18 protein-coding genes and 1 tRNA gene are annotated in these 21,359 nt (G+C 36.2%); 16 read left to right on the forward strand and 3 right to left on the reverse strand.

What is annotated here, in order from left to right; genetic code table 11:
- Nucleotides 1-232 precede the first annotated feature (232 nt).
- Nucleotides 233-2,422 (reverse strand): anaerobic ribonucleoside-triphosphate reductase, encoded by a 2,190-nt coding sequence (gene nrdD, locus IGL30_RS03090; RefSeq protein ID WP_010719825.1) that lies wholly within the window; start codon nucleotides 2,420-2,422, stop codon nucleotides 233-235.
- A gap of 371 nt (nucleotides 2,423-2,793) precedes the next feature.
- Here nrdD and IGL30_RS03095 point away from each other — a divergent pair, with 371 nt between their 5' ends.
- The 11 genes from IGL30_RS03095 to IGL30_RS03145 all read left to right on the forward strand — a co-directional run bounded on the left by IGL30_RS03095 (nucleotide 2,794) and on the right by IGL30_RS03145 (nucleotide 14,295).
- Nucleotides 2,794-3,561, forward strand: a complete 768-nt coding sequence (locus IGL30_RS03095; RefSeq protein WP_034698771.1) for an ABC transporter ATP-binding protein — start codon at nucleotides 2,794-2,796, stop codon at nucleotides 3,559-3,561.
- Nucleotides 3,551-5,614, forward strand: a complete 2,064-nt coding sequence (locus tag IGL30_RS03100) for an ABC transporter permease (protein WP_240210781.1) — start codon at nucleotides 3,551-3,553, stop codon at nucleotides 5,612-5,614. The genes IGL30_RS03095 and IGL30_RS03100 overlap by 11 nt, the downstream gene beginning before the upstream one ends.
- A gap of 285 nt (nucleotides 5,615-5,899) precedes the next feature.
- Nucleotides 5,900-6,049 carry a teichoic acid D-Ala incorporation-associated protein DltX gene (locus tag IGL30_RS03105; RefSeq protein WP_014834217.1) on the forward strand — a complete coding sequence of 50 codons (150 nt, stop codon included), beginning with the start codon at nucleotides 5,900-5,902 and terminating at the stop codon, nucleotides 6,047-6,049.
- Between the two features lie 10 nt (nucleotides 6,050-6,059).
- Nucleotides 6,060-7,577: a D-alanine--poly(phosphoribitol) ligase subunit DltA gene (gene dltA, locus IGL30_RS03110; protein ID WP_088745135.1), complete on the forward strand. Its 1,518-nt coding sequence runs from the start codon at nucleotides 6,060-6,062 to the stop codon at nucleotides 7,575-7,577.
- A complete protein-coding gene (dltB, locus tag IGL30_RS03115) occupies nucleotides 7,574-8,779 on the forward strand; it encodes a D-alanyl-lipoteichoic acid biosynthesis protein DltB (RefSeq protein WP_010719821.1) in 1,206 nt (401 codons plus the stop codon). Before dltA ends, dltB begins: the two co-directional genes overlap by 4 nt.
- Nucleotides 8,780-8,848: 69 nt before the next feature.
- Complete coding sequence (gene dltC / locus IGL30_RS03120; RefSeq protein WP_010719820.1) at nucleotides 8,849-9,082, forward strand: D-alanine--poly(phosphoribitol) ligase subunit DltC; 234 nt, start codon at nucleotides 8,849-8,851, stop codon at nucleotides 9,080-9,082.
- Between the two features lie 2 nt (nucleotides 9,083-9,084).
- Nucleotides 9,085-10,356, forward strand: a complete 1,272-nt coding sequence (gene dltD, locus IGL30_RS03125) for a D-alanyl-lipoteichoic acid biosynthesis protein DltD (RefSeq protein ID WP_088745134.1) — start codon at nucleotides 9,085-9,087, stop codon at nucleotides 10,354-10,356.
- Nucleotides 10,357-10,594: 238 nt separating this feature from the next.
- Nucleotides 10,595-11,677, forward strand: coding sequence for a M42 family metallopeptidase (locus IGL30_RS03130; RefSeq protein ID WP_010719818.1), 1,083 nt, complete (start codon nucleotides 10,595-10,597; stop codon nucleotides 11,675-11,677).
- Entirely contained in the window at nucleotides 11,677-12,474 is a 798-nt protein-coding gene (locus IGL30_RS03135; RefSeq protein WP_088745133.1) for a DUF975 family protein, read from the forward strand. The genes IGL30_RS03130 and IGL30_RS03135 overlap by 1 nt, the downstream gene beginning before the upstream one ends.
- 65 nt (nucleotides 12,475-12,539) lie before the next feature.
- The gene (locus tag IGL30_RS03140; protein ID WP_010719816.1) at nucleotides 12,540-13,280 is read left to right on the forward strand and encodes an MBL fold metallo-hydrolase; all 741 of its coding nucleotides are present in this window, start codon (nucleotides 12,540-12,542) and stop codon (nucleotides 13,278-13,280) included.
- A 10-nt stretch (nucleotides 13,281-13,290) separates the two neighbouring features.
- Nucleotides 13,291-14,295 (forward strand): lipoate--protein ligase, encoded by a 1,005-nt coding sequence (locus tag IGL30_RS03145; protein ID WP_088745132.1) that lies wholly within the window; start codon nucleotides 13,291-13,293, stop codon nucleotides 14,293-14,295.
- Nucleotides 14,296-14,440: 145 nt separating this feature from the next.
- Here the strand turns inward: IGL30_RS03145 and IGL30_RS03150 are convergent, their stop codons facing one another.
- A complete protein-coding gene (locus IGL30_RS03150) occupies nucleotides 14,441-16,291 on the reverse strand; it encodes a GHKL domain-containing protein (protein WP_123875021.1) in 1,851 nt (616 codons plus the stop codon).
- Nucleotides 16,292-16,508: 217 nt separating this feature from the next.
- Between IGL30_RS03150 and IGL30_RS03155 the strand changes: the two genes are divergently transcribed.
- The 5 genes from IGL30_RS03155 (at nucleotide 16,509) to IGL30_RS03175 (ending at nucleotide 20,535) form a co-directional block, all read left to right on the forward strand.
- On the forward strand, nucleotides 16,509-17,048 hold the full coding sequence (locus IGL30_RS03155; protein ID WP_088745131.1) for a signal peptidase I: 540 nt from the start codon (nucleotides 16,509-16,511) through the stop codon (nucleotides 17,046-17,048).
- A 70-nt stretch (nucleotides 17,049-17,118) separates the two neighbouring features.
- Complete coding sequence (locus IGL30_RS03160) at nucleotides 17,119-17,805, forward strand: O-methyltransferase (RefSeq protein WP_034698785.1); 687 nt, start codon at nucleotides 17,119-17,121, stop codon at nucleotides 17,803-17,805.
- A gap of 159 nt (nucleotides 17,806-17,964) precedes the next feature.
- Nucleotides 17,965-18,038 (forward strand) — tRNA-Arg (locus tag IGL30_RS03165).
- Between the two features lie 385 nt (nucleotides 18,039-18,423).
- Nucleotides 18,424-18,783 carry a DUF1304 domain-containing protein gene (locus IGL30_RS03170; protein WP_063626739.1) on the forward strand — a complete coding sequence of 120 codons (360 nt, stop codon included), beginning with the start codon at nucleotides 18,424-18,426 and terminating at the stop codon, nucleotides 18,781-18,783.
- A 132-nt stretch (nucleotides 18,784-18,915) separates the two neighbouring features.
- On the forward strand, nucleotides 18,916-20,535 hold the full coding sequence (locus IGL30_RS03175) for a SulP family inorganic anion transporter (protein WP_088745130.1): 1,620 nt from the start codon (nucleotides 18,916-18,918) through the stop codon (nucleotides 20,533-20,535).
- Nucleotides 20,536-20,679: 144 nt separating this feature from the next.
- Here the strand turns inward: IGL30_RS03175 and IGL30_RS03180 are convergent, their stop codons facing one another.
- Nucleotides 20,680-21,333 carry a uracil-DNA glycosylase gene (locus tag IGL30_RS03180; RefSeq protein WP_010719809.1) on the reverse strand — a complete coding sequence of 218 codons (654 nt, stop codon included), beginning with the start codon at nucleotides 21,331-21,333 and terminating at the stop codon, nucleotides 20,680-20,682.
- Between the last annotated feature and the right edge of the window lie 26 nt (nucleotides 21,334-21,359).

Raw genomic sequence — 21,359 nt, forward strand, 5'->3', positions numbered from 1 at the left:
TCTAACATCAAAGTATGAAAAATTTACTTAAAACTCAAACCAGTTTCACAGCAAGCAGTCTCAGAAAAGATAATGGACTAGCCTCAAAAAAATGCGAATAAATCGAACGGTCACGGTTCACACACCGTTCGATTTATCGTAGTCACGCTGTGAAAGGGGATTGTTTTCTAAGGAATAACTGATCGCTCTATCTTTTTTTTAGAGTGAATTAGAACGAAATAGTAGAGAAAGATTACTTCATATGTTTGACACGTGAAGAGATCTCCTTGTGACGACCGTGAACCATTGGACGTGCTTGTGGGTTACCTAAATAGCCACAGGTTCTTTTAACGACGTCACAAGTTTTTGGATCATGATTGCCGCATTCGGGACATTCAAAGCCACGTTCGGTTGGTTTGAAGTCACCTTCAAAGCCACATTTGTAGCAATGATCAATTGGTGTATTCGTTCCTAAATAGCCAACTTTATCGTAAGCATAATCCCAAACGGCTTCTAATGCTTTCGGGTTTTGTTGAAGCATTGGGTACTCACAGTAATGGATAAAACCACCAGAACAATACTTCGGATAATCTTTTTCAAAATCTAGTTTTTCAAACGGAGTTGGGTTTTTACGAACGTCATAATGGAAACTATTCGTGTAATATTCTTTATCAGTGATGTTTTCGACTTCGCCAAATTTTTCTGTATCTAAACGGCAGAAACGATCAGTTAAGCTCTCACTAGGTGTAGAGTAAACGCTGAAATGATATCCATATTCGTCACCCCAAGCATCTGCTTTAGCTTTTAATTCTTTCACGATATCAAGGGTAAAATCTTTTGCTTCGGGATTGTTTTCCCATTCCCCACCATAAAAAGCAGAAGCCACTTCGTAAAGACCGATATAGCCTAAAGAAACCGTTGCACGACGATTTTTGAATAATTCATCGACAGCATCTGTTTTTGAGAGACGTTTACCGAATGCACCATACATATATAAGATTGGTGCGTTAGCAGGGATCGCTTCTTTACAACGATCGACACGATAAACTAAAGCATCTTTCATGATGGCTAAGCGCTCAGAGAGGATTTGCCAGAATTTTTCCTGATCGCCTTTCGCTTCGATGGCAATACGAGGTAAGTTTAGTGTGACCACACCAAGATTCATTCGTCCAACGTTCACTTCTTGGCCATTTTCATCTTTCCAACCTTGTAAAAATGAACGACAACCCATAGGTACTTTGAAACTACCGGTTAATTCAACGATTTTGTCGTAGTTTAAAATATCAGGATACATCCGCTTAGTTGCACATTCCAAAGCTAATTGTTTAATGTCATAATTAGGATCAGTTGGGTTCAAGTTTATGCCATCTTTTAATGTGAAAATCAATTTAGGGAAGATAGCTGTCCGCTTTTCGCTACCTAAGCCATTGATCCGATTTTGTAAGATTGCTTTTTGAATTTCTCGCTCAAACCAGTTTTTTCCTAAACCAAAGCCAAGAGAAGTAAATGGTGTTTGACCATTTGAAGTAAAAAGAGTATTGATTTCATATTCTAGACTTTGCATCGCATCAAAAATATCTTTTTTGGTTTTTGATTTCGCATACTCTACTCGACGTTCAGGTGTTTCGATCCATTCTTCTGCATCCGCTAAATGTTTTTGATAATTCAGTTCAGCGAAAGGAGCAAGTAATTCATCTGTTCGGTCAGCAGAACAACCACCATATTGACTGGAAGCTACATTTGCAATAATCTGTGAAATTTGAGCAGTAGCAGTTTGAATTGATTTTGGTGATTCCACTTCAGCATTTCCAATTTTGAATCCGTTGTTCAACATTCCTTTGAAATCGATCAAACAACAGTTTGTCATTGGTGTGTATGGATGATAATCTAAATCATGGTAATGGATGTCGCCTTTTTGATGCGCATTTGCGATATGTGGGGGCAACATTTTCAAACCGATGGATTTTCCAACGATACCAGCGGTTAAATCTCTTTGAGTATTGAAGACATTGCTATCTTTATTCGCATTCTCATTGACAACTGTTTGGTCTTTATTGATCAATTTTTTGATCGAAAAATTGATATCTGTCGCTTTGCTTCTGGCAAAATCACGTTTTGTGCGGTAATTGATATATTCTTCTGCTAATTCATATTCGTTTTTTTCTAAAAGAATGTGTTCAACGATATTTTGGATCTCATATATTTTAACGTTGTCGGTAAAGCGTCGTTTGATTTCTTGAACGACTAAATCCACGATCGTTTGAATTTTTTCATAAGTAAGTGGAGACAATGAGCCATGAATTTTCTTTTCAGCTTTGACTAAAGCCTCATTGATTTTTGTTTCATCAAATTCGACACGTCGACCATCTCGTTTAATGATTGTTATGTTTGATACTTCTGAATGAAGGGGATCTGTTACTTTTTCTTCAATTTGTACACTCATTTTATTCAACTCCTGCTAAATTCTTCTTGTCTATCATAAAACAAAATCCACGAAGGAGCAACTAAATACTAGCTATATATAGTATGCAAATGGGTGTATAAACGGACAACTACACTATATGTTGTATATATTTCTTTGTGAAAAAAAGTGAAAACGTAAGTTTATAGGATTTTTATTTTGAATATACCGCTTTCATGAATAAAATAGATGAATAAAAATTTTTTTTAAAAAAGGTTATGTCTGTGAAATGATAAAAATCTAAAAAGAAATGCTCAAATGCTGTAAAGATCAGAGAAAAAAACCAAAGAATATGCTAATATGCTGGTAAGTGTGTCAGTGTGGCGAGTAAGCAAAACCCAAGGAGGAAAGCCATGGATAAAATGATCGAGGTAAAACATGTAAGTAAAAGCTATGGAAATAAGCTTTCGCCGGTAAAAGTACTTGATAATATCTCTTTTACAGTAGAAAAAGGAGAATTTGTTGGCATCATGGGTCCGAGTGGTGCTGGAAAGACGACTTTGATGAATATTCTTTCGACGATCAATCTACCAACGATGGGAAGTGTGTTGATCCAAGGAAATGAGATCACTAAAATGAAAAATAATGAATTGAGTGACTTCCGTCGCAAAAAATTAGGATTTATTTTTCAAGAATTTAATTTGATCGATACATTGAATGCGAAGGACAATATCTTACTACCATTAGCGGTGGAACGAATCTCGAAAGAAGAGATGGAAAAAAGTGTGTTGCATGTTGCTCAATTATTAGGGATCGAAGAAATCTTAAAACGTTATCCAGATGAATTATCAGTTGGTCAGAGACAACGGATTGCGGCTGCTAGAGCATTAGTTATTCAACCACAAGTCATTTTTGCTGATGAGCCAACCGGGTCTCTGGACTCGAAATCAGCCACCGAGTTACTAAATTATTTAACAACGATGAACCGAGTAGAAAAATCAACTATCTTATTAGTAACACATGATCCGTATACAGCCAGTTATTGTGATCGGATTTTATTTATTAAAGATGGGGTGATTTTCTCTGAAGTAGTTCGCAGAGGTTCAAGAAACGAATTTTTTGAACGGGTGATTGATATGCAGGCGACCATTGGGGGAGGTGGAAAACTCAATGCTTTATAAGTTGGCTGCGAAAAGTTTTCTGCGACAGTCAAGAGGGTATCTCGTTTACTTTTTTAGTCTAACGTTATCAACGATGATCTACTATTCTTTTAGTACGATTTCTTATGATCAATTATTGAACCGAAGGACACAGCAAGATTCTTTATTCAATGTTTTTTTTGGTATTGGTAGTTGGATTATCTTAATCGTATTACTTTTTTTTGTTATTAGTGCAAATCGTTTTTTCTTTAATCGCAGACAAAGAGAGATTGGGATCTATCAGTTGTTTGGTGTGAAGAAAACCCAAATCTCACTGATCTATGTATTGGAAACAATGGCTATTGGATTATTCGCCTGTACAGCAGGGATTATTTTAGGAATCATTTTCTCAAAATTATTTTCTATGATCTTGATTCGCATGATGAACTTGCAAATCACGAGTCTTTTCTTCATTTCCGTGCCATCGATTTTTGAAACATTTCTGTTGTTTTTTTTGATTTTATCTGTTGTTTCTTTGTATTCATTATGGAAAATCTGGCGCTATCCGACGATTCGAAATTTTGGCGAATACGATCATTTGGAAAGTAGCAAGTTAAGAGTTCGGACACGCCATCGTTTTTTAGGAACACTGGGTTTATTGCTGATCTCTAGTGGTTATTTCTTTGCGGTCCACTATCGGGAATTTGCTGCTAAACTTTTTATTTTTACGCAAGATCTTCGCTTTCCTTTCTTATTATTTGTTCTGATCCTGCTGTTTTGTGTGATCGGGACATATCTGTTCTTTTGTTTTTCCCTACGTGTGTTAATCGATTTGGTGAGTCGTTCTCGAATTAAGTATCGAGGGATCAACTTCTTGCTGATTGGCAATACGCAGATCCATCTGCTGAAAAGCTGGCGGATCAATTCGTTGATCACACTGATCATGGCTCTAGCTTTAACGATGATTGGCGCAATGATGAGTGCGACTGTCATCATGTCTCGAAATTTGGAGATGGTCTCACCGGTATCTTATCAAATGGATAAGGCAACAGCCAACAAGCTGCGACCGCTTCTTGCAAGTGAAGGGCAAACGATCACAAAAGAAATGACGATCAATTACAAAGTAATTGGAAGTTACTATAATGATAAGTTAGACGGGATTTCTGAGGAAAAAGTATTTCAATTGGTAAATTTGATTCCAGAAAAAGAATATCATGCCTTTCGACAATTCAATCCTAAAATGCCTAAAATTGATTTAACATCGGATAACAGCACTGTGGTATTAGATAGTATGAAAAATATCTTTAGAAATTTTTCAATGTATGATTCAACATTCTACTTGCCCGATCAAACTTTAGATATTCAAGCAACCTTACCTAATTTTTTAGGAGATGGTTCGTTGAGGTATTTCGGTCCGACACTCGTTGTCAGTGATGATTATTTTGCTAAAGCATCTGGACTAAACTATCAAGTGGTCAATTGGAATGTGCAAGGGGGAGATCAGGAAAAAATCATTGAACGTATTTCTAAAGAGATTCCTACAAGTTATGAGAACATCATTTATTATGATTATGAGATCAAAGGAGAGTCTATAACTGGAACGATTCATAAAAATGAATCGCACCAAGAAAAAGCAGCTTCAGATCAATCTTCTGATGAATACAATAATGAAGATTCACGTCTTAATTTTTCTGCACGTTTCCCATTTAAACGAACAGTTGAACAAGGAATTGGTTTAATGGCGTATGTTTCGATCTTTATTGGAATAATTGTTATTGTCACGACTGGAAGCATGCTGATGGTTCGTCAATTAGCAGAAGCAGAAGAAGAACGAGAGAATTATCAATTATTAACGAAATTAGGGATTTCTCGAAAAAAAGTGAAGCGAGTCATCTTTGGGCAAAATGCGATCATGTTTTTCCCACCAATTATTTTGGGGAGTATGCATACCTTTTTTGCCATTGAAGTATTTACTCAATATGTCGATACAGCAAATTATGGGTTAGCATATCTGATTTGTGGCTCACTTGTCTTGATCTATATCTTGTTTTATTACATCACAAGCGTCTTATATTGCAGGATTATCGAGGAATGAATCAAGTAATATACAAATGAGTGAAAGATTAGCACGCTGTTTTTTTAATTTGAATTAAGGCTTAAACGATTTGTCACATAGATCGTTTAAGTCTTTTTAGCTTTTAAAAAAAAATCTTTATTTATTTGAGGTGATGCTTATATTATAATAACCGTCTTTTTGTAGTTAATCTAAATTGTGACAAAATTGTTAGCAGAAAAGCGATTACTGTTAGGAAAACAAATGTTGTTTTTTAAAAAGAATGGGTAAAATTATTTTGAGATTCGATTAGGAGGGAAATATAAATTGAAAAATTGGTGGAATAATCCTCAATTTAGGTACTGGGGCACGTTTGTGGTACGAACATTATTGTATAGTGCAATTATTTTTATGTTGATTTATTTGTACCATTATAAAAATGTCCAAGGCGGATCTTTTATCTATAATGAATTTTAGGAGGAAGACGATGGATATTCAAACAATCGTTGAATCAATTGATTTTTTTGGTCAAACGGAACCAGATCGGGTCGTTTATCAGACAGAAATCACAGAGCATACCTATGGGGAGCTAAAAAGAAAGTCCGATGCTTTAGCAGCTTATTTAGACAGAAATCTACAGAAACAGGGACCAATCGTGGTTTTTGGAAATCTAGAGTTTGAAATGATCGTTTCTTTTCTTGGTGGCACCAAAGCTGGCCATGCCTATCTTCCGATTGAAGAACATACGCCGAATGAGCGAATTGAATCAATTCTTCGAGTAGCAAAACCAGTTTTGATCATTAGTGTCGGTGACTGGCAGATGGAAACAGATGGTATCCCAGTGATTTCTCGGGAAGAATTAGCAACGATCACGAAAAAAGAGAGTCAATACGAAATAACACATCCAGTTAAAGGTGACGAAAATTATTACATTATTTTTACCTCTGGTACTACAGGTGAGCCCAAGGGTGTGCAAATCAGTCATGATAACTTATTGAGCTTTGTTCGTTGGACGATCCAGGAATTTCATCTTGAACAGGGTCTACGTTTCTTAGCGCAAGCACCATTTTCGTTTGACTTATCGGTTTTTTCGATTTATCCAGCACTTGTGACAGGAGGAATGTTAAAACCCTTAGAAAAAGCGGTTATTCAAGACTTTAGACAATTATTTTCTACTTTAGCAAAGTTGAAATTAGATGTCTGGGTATCAACTCCTTCATTTATCGATATCTGTTTGATGGAACCCACTTTTGATGCGGAACATGTACCAGATCTAGCCACTTTCTTGTTCTGTGGGGAAGAATTAACCAAAAAAACAGCGCAAGAATTATTAAAACGATTCCCTGAAGCCCGTATTTATAATACGTATGGACCAACGGAAGCCACGGTTGCTATTTCAAGTATCCAAATCACTCAAGGTATTTTAGATCGCTATGAACGTTTACCGATTGGTTATATCAAAGAAGATACCGAGGTTCAGATTGTGAATGATCAAAAAGTGCAACCGGTCAATCAAACAGGTGAAATTATTATCTTGGGTCCTAGTGTCTCCAAGGGGTATCTGAATAATCCAGAAAAAACCAAAGCTGCTTTTTTCAAGAAACAGGATCAACAAAGTTATCATACTGGCGATGCTGGGTTTCTTAATGAGGAAGGTCTTTTGTTCTATGAGGGACGAATGGATCAACAGATAAAACTTCATGGGTATCGAATCGAATTAGGAGATATCGAACACGGGCTTTTGTTAGATGAACGGATTAAACAAGCGATAGTTGTTCCAAAATACCAAGGAACTAAAGTTCAACAACTAGTTGCTTTTATTGTATTAGAAAAAAATTCGCCAGAACCAAGTTTTAAACTCTCTAAATCAATTAAGGAAAAATTGGCACATTCGGTCATGGATTACATGGTCCCTCAAAAAATCAATTACATTGATCTTTTACCACAAACGGTGAACGGGAAAATCGATCGGAAAAAATTAATAGCTGAGGTGAATCCTCAATGACCTTTCCACATATGATCCCGTACGCAGAACCTTATTATTTTCTGCTGTTAATCATCGGTTTAGTACCGATCGTGCTATCATTGTTGATTCGAGGGAAAAGATTGCCAATTTATCAAACACTCATCACCTTGCTTTTCTTATTCATCAGTTTTGGTGGTGTCTATTGGCAACAAGGTGTAGCCTTGATTGCATATGTTGTTTGGCAGACATTATTAGTTTGGGCTTACTTCGTTTACCGTCAAAAGAAAAATCAAGGTATTTGGTTTTACTTAGCGGTGATCCTAGCGATTTTCCCATTATTTTTAACAAAAGTCACACCGTTTTTTGCCCATGGGAAAGAATCTTTTCTAGCTTTTCTAGGGATCTCCTATCTAACCTTTAAATCTGTTCAGATGATCATGGAAATTAGGGATGGATTGATCAAGAACTATCAGCCTTTTCGTTATATTCAATTTTTACTCTTTTTTCCAACGATTTCATCTGGACCAATCGATCGCTATAGAAGATTTGAAAAGGATCAATGTCAGCCGCCTGCAACTGAGAAATATCTGACATTATTAGAAAAAGGTATCCAAAATATTTTTCTAGGTTTTTTATACAAATTTATTATTGGCTATTATTTGGGCCAAGTGTTGTTACCAATCGTTTCCAAAGCTGCCTTGCAACATGGTGGTTTTTCTTGGTCATTAGTAGGATATACCTATGTGTATAGTTTATATCTGTTTTTTGACTTTGCAGGCTATAGTTTGTTTGCGGTGGGAACGAGTTACTTGATGGGATACCAAACACCAATCAACTTTAACAAACCATTCTTGTCTTGGAATATCAAAGAATTTTGGAATCGTTGGCACATGACGTTATCATTTTGGTTTCGAGATTATGTTTATATGCGCTTGATGTTTTTCTTGATGAAGAAAAAATGGTTCAAAAGTAAAATTGTAACCTCGAATATTGGTTATTATGCATTATTCCTATTGATGGGAATCTGGCATGGTCTAACTTGGTATTACATCGTGTATGGGTTGTATCATGCTACTTTGATTTGCTTAACCGACGTTTGGCTACGATTCAAGAAAAAACATAAAAAACAACTACCATCCAATTGGTTTACTCACGCTTTTGCTGTCTTTATGACTTTCCAAGCAGTTTGTTTTAGTTTATTGATATTTTCGGGCTTTTTAGACCAACTTTTGTTTAAGTAAAGCAGATGATTATCTAAGACTTAAAAATGATTTATTTTACATTATGATTATTTAAGGAGAGATTATATTATGGAAGAACAAATTTTAACTATTTTAGAAGACATTACAGGAACAGATGAAATAAGAGAAAATCGAGAGCTTGATTTGTTTGGTGAAGGATTGCTGGATTCACTTGCTTCTGTTCAATTATTAGTCGAATTAGATGGACAATTAGATGTTCAAGTCCCTGTTTCTGAATTTGATCGTGAACAGTGGGGCACACCGAATAAAATCATTGCACAAGTACAAGAATTGAAGGGATGAGAATGAAAAAGAAATTATTTGCTATTTTCGGTCCAATCCTTTTAGCCTTTGGATTGATAGCAGTTTTTTTCACTTCTTCGTATCGTGTGGATCTAACCGACCCAACAATCATAAAAAAAGCTTCTACATCCATGTCCGAAAATGTGTTAAAAGGAGATACCATCAAAAACGAAGCCTTAGCTGAAAAAAAATATGTTCCTTTTTTTGGTTCAAGTGAACTCAGTCGGATCAGTCCATTTCACCCATCCGTCTTGGCGGAGAAATACCATCGTGATTATCGTCCCTTCTTATTAGGGGCACCTGGGACACAATCATTAAGTCAGTATATGATGATGCGCTCTGCAGGAGATGATTTGAAAAATAAGAAAATCGTTTTTATCATTTCTCCACAATGGTTTGTCAAAGATGGCGTAAAAAAAGATTATTTTGATACGTATTATTCACAGTTACAAACCCTTGACTGGCTGTTCTCATTGAAAAAAATCACTCCTGCTGACCGTTATTTAGCTAGAAGACTTTTACATTTTTCTATCGTTAAAAAAGATGAAAAATTGACGGAAATATTACAAATGATCAAAAAAGGTCAACTTCCTTCTGTCGAAAAACGAAATCAATTGCGCTTGAACTGGAATATTTTAAAAAGAGAAGATGAAATGTTCAGCAATATTGGTCTGAAAAGTAAACAAGACAAAATTGATCAGGCAATGAAGCCATTGCCTGCTAATTATCAAGAAAAAGTTCTGGCAAACCTAGCGGAAAACATTGGGAGAAAAAGTACAAGCGACAATTCTTTTGAGTTAAAAAATGATTTTTATAAAGAGCGCATTCGTCACCACTTAAAAGAGCTGAAAAATTCTCAAAAAAATTGGGATTATCGTTTTTCACCTGAATTTTCAGATTTTCAATTAGTCCTACAGCAATTAGCCCAAGAACAGGCAGAAGCATTATTCATCATTCCACCTGTGAATCAAAAATGGAGTGATTATACTGGGTTATCTCAAGAAATGCTTCAAGGATTTGCAAAGAAAATCAAATTTCAATTGCAGAGTCAAGGCTTTGATCGGATCGCAGATTTTACAAAAATGGCTGATCAACCTTATTTCATGGAAGACACCATTCATTTAGGTTGGAAAGGGTGGCTAGCAGCAGATCAACGGATTAGACCGTTTTTAGAAAACCAACAACAACCAAGTCACTATCAATTGGATCCATCATTTTATAGTAAAGACTGGCAAAAACATTCACCAAATGATTTAAAAGAAAACCAACAGTAATGGAGTTTCGAACACGAAGTGCATAAAAGAAACGCTCGTTTACTGCTGTCAGTCCATTTAAGAGAAAATAGCGATTGCTATCGTATGCATTATGCAAAAAAGCCAGGATTATTGAAAGTTATTCGGTAAACTTTCGAGGAATCCTGGCTTTTTTCTAACTGAAAAAATCGTTCTGCTGAAAAGCACACCTAATAAATGGTATAATCTAGCTATCAATACGAGAAATGAGGGAGACGTTTTGGATAAAAAAGAAGAACAGTTATTGATTGATCTGACTTCAGCCAAAGGAGTACCAGGCAATGAAGAAGAAGTGAGACAAGTCTATAAAAAGTATGCAAAAGACTTTGCGGAAGATATTTTTTATGATGGTTTAGGTAGTATTATCGCCAAACATGGTTCTGGTGGTGGACCTAAGATTTTTATTTCCGGTCATATGGATGAAGTGGGATTTATGGTGACTAAGATCACTGATAAAGGTTTTTTGGAATTTCAAACATTAGGTGGTTGGTGGGGACAAGTGATGTTAGCCCAACAAGTGGAAATCAAAACGCAAGCTGGGAAAGTGATCCATGGCGTGATTGGTTCGAAACCGCCACATGTTTTAACCCCACAAGTAAGAAATAAACCGTATGATATCAAGGATATGTTTATTGATATTGGAGCGACAAGCGATAAAGAAGCAAAAGAATGGGGTATTCGCCCTGGCGATATGGTAACCCCATATATTGAGTATAAACGGTTGAATGGCGGTAAATTTTTACTAGCTAAGGCTTGGGACAATCGCATCGGTACAGCTGTTTCATTACGAGTTCTTGAGAATTTAGCAAAAGAAGGACATCCCAATGTTTTATTCGCAGGGAGCGATGTGCAAGAAGAAGTTGGCCTTAGAGGGGCACGCACAAGTACACACTTAGTGAATCCAGATATCGCCTTTGCTTTAGATACAGGAACAGCTGGAGATACACCGGGGATGACGCCAAAAGAAGCGGATTCGATTTTGGGTAAAGGTCCACAAATCTTGATTTTTGATGCTTCAATGATTCCACATAAAAAACTGTTGAATTTTGTGATTGATGTGGCGGAAGAAATGGATATACCATTCCAATACACCGTCATTACTGGTGGTGGGACAGACGCAGGACAGATGCATTTGACAAGAGATGGGGTACCGTCTGTGGCGATTACTGTTCCGGTACGGTATTTGCATTCACATACTTCAGTGATCCATGAAGATGATTATTTGAATACTGTGAAATTAGTGACGGAATTAGTGAAGCGATTAGACCACAAAACAGTTGAAAAGATTAGGAGTTATGATTAATGGAAACAAAGTTATCACTTTCAGATTATCGCAAAAAAGCTCGAGCTAGCCTTGCGCAACAATGGGGAATCAATGCTTGGCTAGTCTTTCTTTCGATGTTTGTTGCGGGTTTGATCCAAATGTTTTTTGAGGGATTTTTTTTCGTAGATAGCACGCAACAACAAATAGTTAGCTTTTTACTAGAGAATTTCCTTTTATTTGCTTTTTCATATGCCTTATATTACATTGCGCTGGTAGTCGTTCGTGGCGGCAGAGCAAAAAGTAATTTATTGTTTGCCGTCTTTCAAAAAAAATATTTTGGACCTATTTTAGTGATTAATTTGATCAATGTTGTGATCAATTGGATCATTAATGCCCTTGTTTTATTACCAGGTTTTTTGATTGGTGGTGTCAATACTTATACACAATTACTATTTAATTCAAACACAATTTCAACAGATGTGTTATCAGGGAATGCTTTGGACATTAGTTACGTTTTGACCACCCTGCTCATGACCTTTGTTTCTCTTTTGTTGATGAGTATTGTAGGCGGATTGTTTCAATTTGCGGCTTGGACTAAATTTGATTACCCAGAACTTTCAATCATCCAGTGTTTGCAATACGCGTGGTATTTATTAAAAGATCGTTTAGGTACTTATATCCTATTACAACTTTCATTTATCGGGTGGTACCTTGTTGGAGCCCTAGCCTTGTTCTTTGGTTTATTGTGGGTTATCGCCTATGTCAATGTGACCATTGCAGGTTTTTACGAGCAAGCAAGACTTGAAAAAAAACCCCCAGCTACTTATTTTTCATAAAACATGAGAGAGGTTTCACAGAAAAAACAGGATTCTATTACATTGATTCTGAAAGGAGAACGATCATGAAATTAACTGTATTAGGTTGCTTAGGCGCCTATCCATATAAAAATCAAGGAACGACTAGCTATTTATTGCAGTCAGCTGGCTTTAACCTACTGATCGATGCTGGTAGCGCCACCTTGATAAAATTACAAGAGCATCTTGAACCGTTAGAACTTGATGCGGTTATCTTGAGCCATTACCATCATGATCACATCGCTGATCTAGGTGTATTGCAATATTATTGGCAACTACATCCTGAAAAAGAACCAGGAGCTATCTTGCCAATCTATGGTCATACTAAAGATACTTTTCATTTTGATGAGTTAACAATGCCGAACGTGTCAGAAGGACGCGGCTATTTTGAGGCAGAAGAATTGAAAGTAGGTCCTTTTTTAATCACGTTTATGGAAACCATCCATCCAGTGGTGTGCTATGCCATGCGGATCGTCGAAGAAGCGACTGGCAAAGTCTTTGTTTTTACAGGTGATTCCGGCTATTTGGAAAGTTTTGTAGAATTTGCTGAAAATGCAGACTTATTTCTAGCAGATACTTATCTGTTTGCTGGTAATGAACGACACAAAGCGCACTTTACGTCAAAAGAAGCGGGGGAACTTGCGAAAGCAGCAAAAGTCAAAAAGCTAGTATTGACCCATTTACCTCAATTTGGGGATCTTACACAATTACAGAACGAAGCGCAACAAGCTGCGGGTGATACAGTAGAAGTAGCACTAGCAAAAGTCGATAAAGTATTTGATATCTAGGAGGAAGACAATGATTTTTGTACCGAATGACAAGCATGATCCACGTATCAATCTAGCAATTGAACAATTTTTACTCCAAGAAATGCCTGTTGATGAACCGATTTTATTGTTTTATATCAATGAACCATCTATCATTATTGGGCGTAATCAAAACACGATCGAAGAAATCAATCGAGATTACGTTGAACAACAGGGCATCCATGTCGTTCGTCGTTTAAGTGGCGGTGGAGCCGTCTATCACGACTTTGGAAATTTAAACTTTAGTTTTATCATGCCTGATGATGGCGATTCTTTCCGTGATTTTGCTAAAGTTACTAAGCCAATTATTCAAGCTCTTCACGAATTAGGGGTATCTGGAGCGGAATTAAAAGGCCGAAATGATTTAGTGATTGATGGTATGAAATTCTCTGGTAATGCAATGTATGCAACGAATGGTCGAATGTTTGCCCATGGAACTATCATGTTTGATTCTGACATCAATGAAGTGGTCAATGCGTTAAAAGTAAAAAAAGATAAAATCGAGTCCAAAGGGATCAAATCGATTCGTTCTCGTGTGACCAATATCAAACCATTTTTACCTAAAGAAAAACAAGAGATGTTAACAGAAGAATTTCGTGATGAAATTCTATTAAAAATATTCGGAGTAGCAACGCTGGCAGAGGTTAATACGTATCAGCTAACAGACAAAGACTGGATCAAAATCAACGAAATCTCTGATCGCTATTATCGTAATTGGGATTGGAATTATGGGAAATCACCTGATTTTAACTTTTCGAGACAAAAGCGGTATCCGATTGGTTCGATCGAAGTCCATCTGAATGTGGCACATGGTTTGATTGATGATGTGAAAATATTTGGTGACTTCTTTGGGTTAGGAGAGATAAAGGACGTCGAAGAGAAACTGATTGGACAAAGATATGATAAATCAGTTTTAAGTGATGTAGTAAAAACGATTGATATCAAAAAGTATTTTGGTGCGATCGAAGCTGAAGATTTTCTTGCTCTTTTATATTGATCGAATGTTAGTCATTAGTCAAAAACAGGGAACACCAATGATTGGTGTTCCCTGTTTTTTATCTTTTTTTGAGAAAGAGAACGAATATTATTTTGTCCGCTCAAACCTTCATTCAATGAATCAATTTTCCAATCTGCCAAAGACATTATATGCTTTTCTTGGGATTTGTTTTAGTCAATTGGATGATTAAACGATCTACCTGACTATCTTTTTCCTGAGTCAACGTTCCTGCATAACGTTCCGCCACATCTTGGATTATTTTTAAATCAAACTGTTCTTGTTCAGCAAAGTTTTCGGTAATTCCTTGTGAAAAGAGATTTGTTTCATAGTTTGCGCTATGTTCACAATGAATCAATAGTTGATTTTCTTTTTCCTGCATCGATAAATAAATTTTTCGATGCATTGGATCTTCGATGGCATGTGTTTCTCTAAAAGAATGTTCTAAGACATGAATCAGTATTTGGGTCAAGTCATCATCATTGACGGTCAATACTTTTGGTAGTTCGGCTTGAAACTTCACTTTGATATTTCGCTTTGATGCAATTTCTTGATAACGAGCTAAAATAAGATTAGTGAGTTGGTGAGAGGAGTAAGAGAAAATAAATTCAAAATTTCGAGCATTAGTTAAGATAGTTTGCACATAATTTTGTACTTCATCGGTTTCTTCTTCCTTGACCAAATGTTCTAAGTTTTCCATAGTTTGGATAAACTCAGTTCTTAATGTACTGATTTCTTGAATGTGATCACGTAGCTGATCATAATGCTGTTCAAGTAAATCCGATTTTGTTTTCAAGAAATTAACAGTTCGCTGATGCTTATCAAAGCTGATGATGTACTCGATAATATTATAACAAATGATAATAATCAGAATAATCATAAATAGAATAGTAGACCAATTAATATTTGCATTATAAATACCTAATGATGGTTGGATATAAAGCATACAATGGAAAATGGCAATCAGCACAATCCACGGTGTACAAGCAATGAAAAAACGATTATTCCGATAGGCTTCCCCAACACAGACAAGCGAAGTAACTAATGTACTGATTACACTAACCGCATTAACAATGGGCATTAGTTCAGTTAATTCTCCTACTGTCATCAATGAATAAATAAGGACACCTATTTGGATGGAGACTTGCAGAAAACAAAAGAGACCATATATTTTTTGATAATGTTTCATTCGGGATAAATAATACAATACCAGAAATACTGAAGTTAAAATAGTAAATGTATCAGATAAAATCGAATGGACGATTGGTTCAAAAAGGATGCCGCTTAATATATCTTCAGAGATTGATTCAAACCCTAAGACTAACGCAAAACAACTGAGAATGATCAGTGAAATATCTAGTGTCTTTTTTTTGTAAAGCTTAAAAATGGCGTACACCAATATCCCAATTCCTAAAAAGACGGCAATGATCATGGTAACTACTTGAGGAACAGATTGGGAAAAAATAAAGCTGATGATTGGTCCCGTATTTCCAACATAAACTTTTGGTGGAATACCCGAATAGTTTTCATATGGTGAAGTAACTTCGATTTTTAAGTGTTCACCAGCATAATGTGTAGGCAGATCAATAACTGCCAAAGATAAACCAGGATGAAGTTGGTCTTGTTCATTTGTTCGATCATATAAAAGTTGATCATTTAAATAAACTTTTATCCATTGGTTGTTTCCCCGAATCACTAAGTTCGAATCATCCATCTCTTCTTTTAATATAGTTTCCATCACAAAAGTTTCATTTCTTTCAACTGTTGGAAGGTAACTAATATAATGACTATCAAAACGAAAATCAGGTTCATTTTTTAAGTAAAATTCCCATGAATTTTTTATTTCTTTGACCTTTCCACTATCAGAAGGAGTAAAAATATAATAAAAGAAATATACTGTTATCATTAAAAATAACGTTGATAATAGAATAGTGAAAAACCATTTTATCTTTAATGAGTTCGCTTTTTTAAAATATTCAATGTTATTAAAAAAGTTCATAATGTGTCCTTTCTAAAAGTAACATTTTTTTTAGGGTAAACGTTTTTTGTTTTCTAGTCAATCATAAACCTGCACAAAGTTAGATAACCAGAGTTATTTTTTAGATTTTTTTTAAAATTCTTTCAATTCGTTGTAGAAGAAATAGAGTTAAAATTGATAAAATTAAATCGTTATTATATGATGGGAAATAAGAAATGAGTAAAGGGAGTGGAAACTAGTGCCATTTTATAAAAAAATAACCTATATTAGTTCAATTACACTGATTGTTATTTTAGCGATCATTTTGAGCATTATTTTACTTCCTAAAATAGCTGGTCTATCAACCCATATTATTGAAGATCGTGGTATGAGTCCTTACTATAGCCAAGGAAGTTTGATCTATGTACGTCCGAAGAAACCAGAAGAATTGTTGGTTGGTGACGTGATTACGTACTATGAAAACTCAGGAGAGCAAATAACCACCCGACGAGTGATCGCAGTGGAAAAAGACCATCAAGACTTTTATACTAAAGCAGATAGTTCTACGCAGACCGAATCCGGTGTAGTGGGGAGAAGATACATCATTGGAACGCCCATTTTTCAGATTCCCTATATTGGCATTCTTTTATCAAAGTCAGCATTTACTTGGATACGCTGGCTATTTTTTACCATCGCCTTTTGTTTGACAGGTATTACAGCTTGGAACATGTTAGATGAATTTGAAAAAAAGAAAAGTTTCAATCGGTTTTTTACTCATAGCCAACGAAAAGGAAAGTGAGTGTAAATTTGTTTGCAACTTGTGGATTTGTCAGGTTCTTCGTATAATAATTTGGAAGAGGAGGCAGATTATGCGTAATGAAATGATGCATCGTCCGGTAGTAAAAGAAGAGTTAGTTGATTTTATGCGGACAAAACAGAAAAAACTGTCTGGAGAGCTTGGTTTGATTGAAGAAGAAGCCCATTTAGCGGAAGTACCGATCATTCCTCATGAAACAGTCGTATTCATGCAGTTTTTATTAGGGCAATTAAAACCAAAGAATGTTTTAGAAATTGGTGCAGCTATTGGTTTTTCTTCTAGTTTGATGGCTCAATTAATCAGTGAAAAAGGTCACGTCACGACGATCGATCGTTTTGATGTTATGATCAAAAAGGCCAAGGCAACTTATGAAAGACTTGGTTTAACCGAAAAAGTTACTTTACTAGAAGGACAAGCGGCTGATATTTTACCAGAACTAACTGGGCCTTATGATTTTATTTTTATGGACAGTGCCAAATCGAAATATATTGAGTTTTTACCAGAATGTTTACGTCTGCTAAAAAAAGGTGGCGTATTGATGGTTGATGATATTTTTCAAGGCGGAACGATTTTATTGCCTGATGAAGAGATTCCTAGAGGCAAACGTGCCATTCATCGTAAATTAAATGAATTTTTACAGGTCGTCATGACCCATCCAGACTTGACTTCCACATTAGTGCCGCTAGGTGATGGTGTGATCTTGATAACTAAAGAAAAAGAGCAAATTCATCTACCTTAAGAGTATTTACCTTGTTACGACAAAAAGCTTGCTTTTTGTCGGACACTAGGTAAAAGAGGAACGCTTTTTATTGAGCAATCTTTTTTATTGATAAAATAACTATTTCATATTGACAGAACCAAAATGATTCTATATAATTATTTTTGTTCCGAAAAAGCTGTCATAGTAGCTCAGCTGGATAGAGCATCCGCCTTCTAAGCGGACGGTCGGGGGTTCGAATCCCTCCTGTGACGTAAAAAAAAACCAAAACCGGTAGAAACGAAAGTTTCTACCGGTTTTTCTTTGTTCTGGTAGTTGGACCAAATGGGTACGTAGCAAGTATTCTTATGATACGCAGTCTAGTCAGGTAGGACCTAGGTATGTGTTAAAAAAGAATATATTGGATGTTTTTCTAAGTAAAAGGAGTAGGTAAAATTTTTACTCTACAAATTCATACATTCGTGTATTTTAACTTCGTTTAAGCAGAAATCAGTCCATCCTCTATAGGTGGATGATGTTTGATATCAGGGGATTCAAGGCTTTTTTAAACGCTACAAGTGTGTTTGTTTTTTTATTTTTGAACGGTTCGGCTATACTTATTCTAAGCCGATAGGCAGAAATGAATAGGGGGGAGAAAATATGTCGATTATTTCACAAATTATCATTACATTAGTCGCAATTGAATTTTTTTATATCATGTATTTAGAAACCTTTGCTACAACTTCTAAAGCAACTGGCAGAGTATTTAAGATGAGTCAAAAAGAATTAAGTAATTCGTCGGTGCAAACGTTATTTAAAAATCAAGGTGTTTATAATGGATTGTTAGGTATTGGTTTATTGTATGCCACTTATATTTCGTCTGCACCAAAAGAAATGGCAAGTTTGTTATTGATTTATATTGTATTGGTCGCAGCTTACGGTAGTATCACTAGTGACAAACTAATTATTTTGAAACAAGGTGGTCTGGCAATCATTGGATTACTGACTCTTTTGATTTGAGTTAATCTTATTTTATAAAAATTTTCATGAAAACGCCTATAACTTTGTGAAAAAGCTGACATGAGTTAGAAAAATATGCTATTCTAGTAGTTGCGTGTTTCGTAAAATTTTTATAAAAAAGGAGTCTCTAGGTTGTTCAAAAAGTATATTTTTTTACTAAATGAAGAATTTGACAGATATGATCGTCAAAAATTCCAAAAAGATTTATTAGCTGGTATTACTGTAGCTGCAGTAGCTTTACCTTTAGCGTTGGCGTTTGGCGTGTCCAGTGGTGCAAATGCTGCGGCAGGATTAATTACAGCGGTTATTGCTGGACTTATTATTGGTGGCTTGTCAGGTGGTTTTTATCAAATTTCAGGACCAACAGGCGCAATGGCTGCGATCTTGATGTCGATTGCAGCTACTCAAGGGATGTCTGGGGTGTTACTGGCGACATTTTTAGCAGGACTATTATTGCTAGTGGCAGGCATTTTTAGATTAGGAACATTGACCTCTTTTATTCCAGCTCCAGTGATTACTGGATTTACTTCGGGAATTGCTATTATCATTGCCTTGGGTCAAGTGGATAACTTGTTTGGTGTCCATTCAGAAGGTGCAAATGTGATTGAGAAGTTTCTCAGCTATCAGACCTTTGGCTTTTCGATAAATTTTTCCTCCTTTATTATGGGATTATTAGTGATCATCGGAATGATTATCTATCCCAAAAAATGGGCTCAAACTATACCAAGTTCTTTGATGGCAATTATTCTTGCAACGGTTGCGATGTTCTTGTTTCACTTGCCGATAGCAACCGTGGGAAAAATCCCACAGACGTTGATCAGTAGCGATCGCTTAACGTTTGCAGCCTTTCATCTTGATTCTTTAAAAGAAGTGATGGTGCCAGCGATTAGCATTGCCTTGCTTGGCATGGTGGAAAGTTTGCTCTGTGGTGCTTCTGCGGGACGAATGGCAAACAAACCATTGGACAGCAACCAAGAACTTGTTGCGCAAGGAATCGGAAATCTAGTTTTACCATTTTTTGGAGGCATTCCAGCGACAGCTGCGATTGCCCGAACAAGTGTGGCAATTAAATCAGGGGCACAGACTCGTTTAGCTGGTATCATTCATGCTTTGGTTTTGTTTTTATCTATGATTATTTTTGCACCAATTATGTCAAACATTCCTATGCCAGCTTTGGCAGGAGTGTTGATTGTTACTGCTTGGCGCATGAATGAATGGGAAACGATCAACGTCTTGTTCACTAAGAGATATTGGTCTGGCATCTTATTATTTTTGATTACTATGGGATGTACCGTGATTTTTGACTTAAGTATTGCGATCGTCATCGGCATTATCGGTGGCTGTATTTTCTTTGTGATCAAAAGTGCGGCAATCACGATCTCGGTTGAAACAATCGATTGGGAACGAATGGATTTGCCAGAAACGAAAAAATTAGATAATTGGACAGTTGTCTATATTAGCGGACCACTCTTTTTTATGTCTGCTGAAAAATTAAAAAATACATTAGCTGATTTAAATCAAAAAGAGGGGATTATTTTTTCTATGCGTGGTGTTCCAAGTATTGATTTAACTGCCCGGGCTGTTTTTGATGAGTTTCAAGAAAAAGCTGAAATGCGAGAACAAACGATTATTTACACCTCGCTACAACCAGAAGTAGAAAAACAACTACAGCATTTATGGCAAAAAGCTGGCTTTGAGCAACACCAAACAGTAGCGCACGCACTCTCAGCGCTGCATGAACAATATACGTAATCAGTCATGAGCAGGAGAAATGTTTTTGAGAAGCAGGGCAAACAAAGTGTTTTTTGCAGTGTTTAATTAAAATAAGCTATAAAAATTCAAAAATCCCGAAACAGCTTTTTTCTGTTTCGGGATTTTTTACTATGGAAGCTGTGGCTATTGATTGCTAGGATCTTTCTCGAGATAGTTTGCTAAGGTAAGCCAGTCTTTGCGGATCACGTCAGCTAATGTTCGATTGTAAAAAATAGCTGCAGGATGGAAAAGCGGGAGGATCTGGTAGCTTTTATCACTCCACTCGTAAGCATCTTTTTGTTGATTCAGTTTTAAAATAGGCCCAGTATAAAGCTGACCATGATTTTTAGAGATCGTATAAGCAGAACCTAATAACCGTTGCAAACCGATATTGCCTAATGTAGCAATCAAATGGGGCTCGACATGTTCGATTTCATAATCTAGGATAGGCGCATGAGCGAATACTTCCGCTTTCGTTGGTGTCCGATTCGGATAAACAGTTTCTGCTTGCTGAGTTCGTTTATTGAGTCGTTGGACTGTCCGATAAGGTCGACTTCTGACTGCACTAGTAATATAAACATCTTCTCTTGTCAAACCAGCTAGAGCAAGAGTTTGCATTAGTTCTTTGCCTGCTTGTCCGCTAAAAGGAATATGATTATCGATTTCTGTTTTGCCAGGAGCTTCACCTACCAGCATGAGTTTTGGGTGGAGTGGGCCTTGACCAGCAACGAAACCTTCTACCGCACGACCTTGCATACGAATCGTTGCTTCTTGAACCAATTCATCAGGATAGATCATTCGTTTACCTCCTTCGTCTTCACTAA

Source organism: Enterococcus sp. DIV1089c (assembly GCF_050530965.1).
In the GTDB taxonomy this organism is placed as follows: domain Bacteria; phylum Bacillota; class Bacilli; order Lactobacillales; family Enterococcaceae; genus Enterococcus_B; species Enterococcus_B hirae.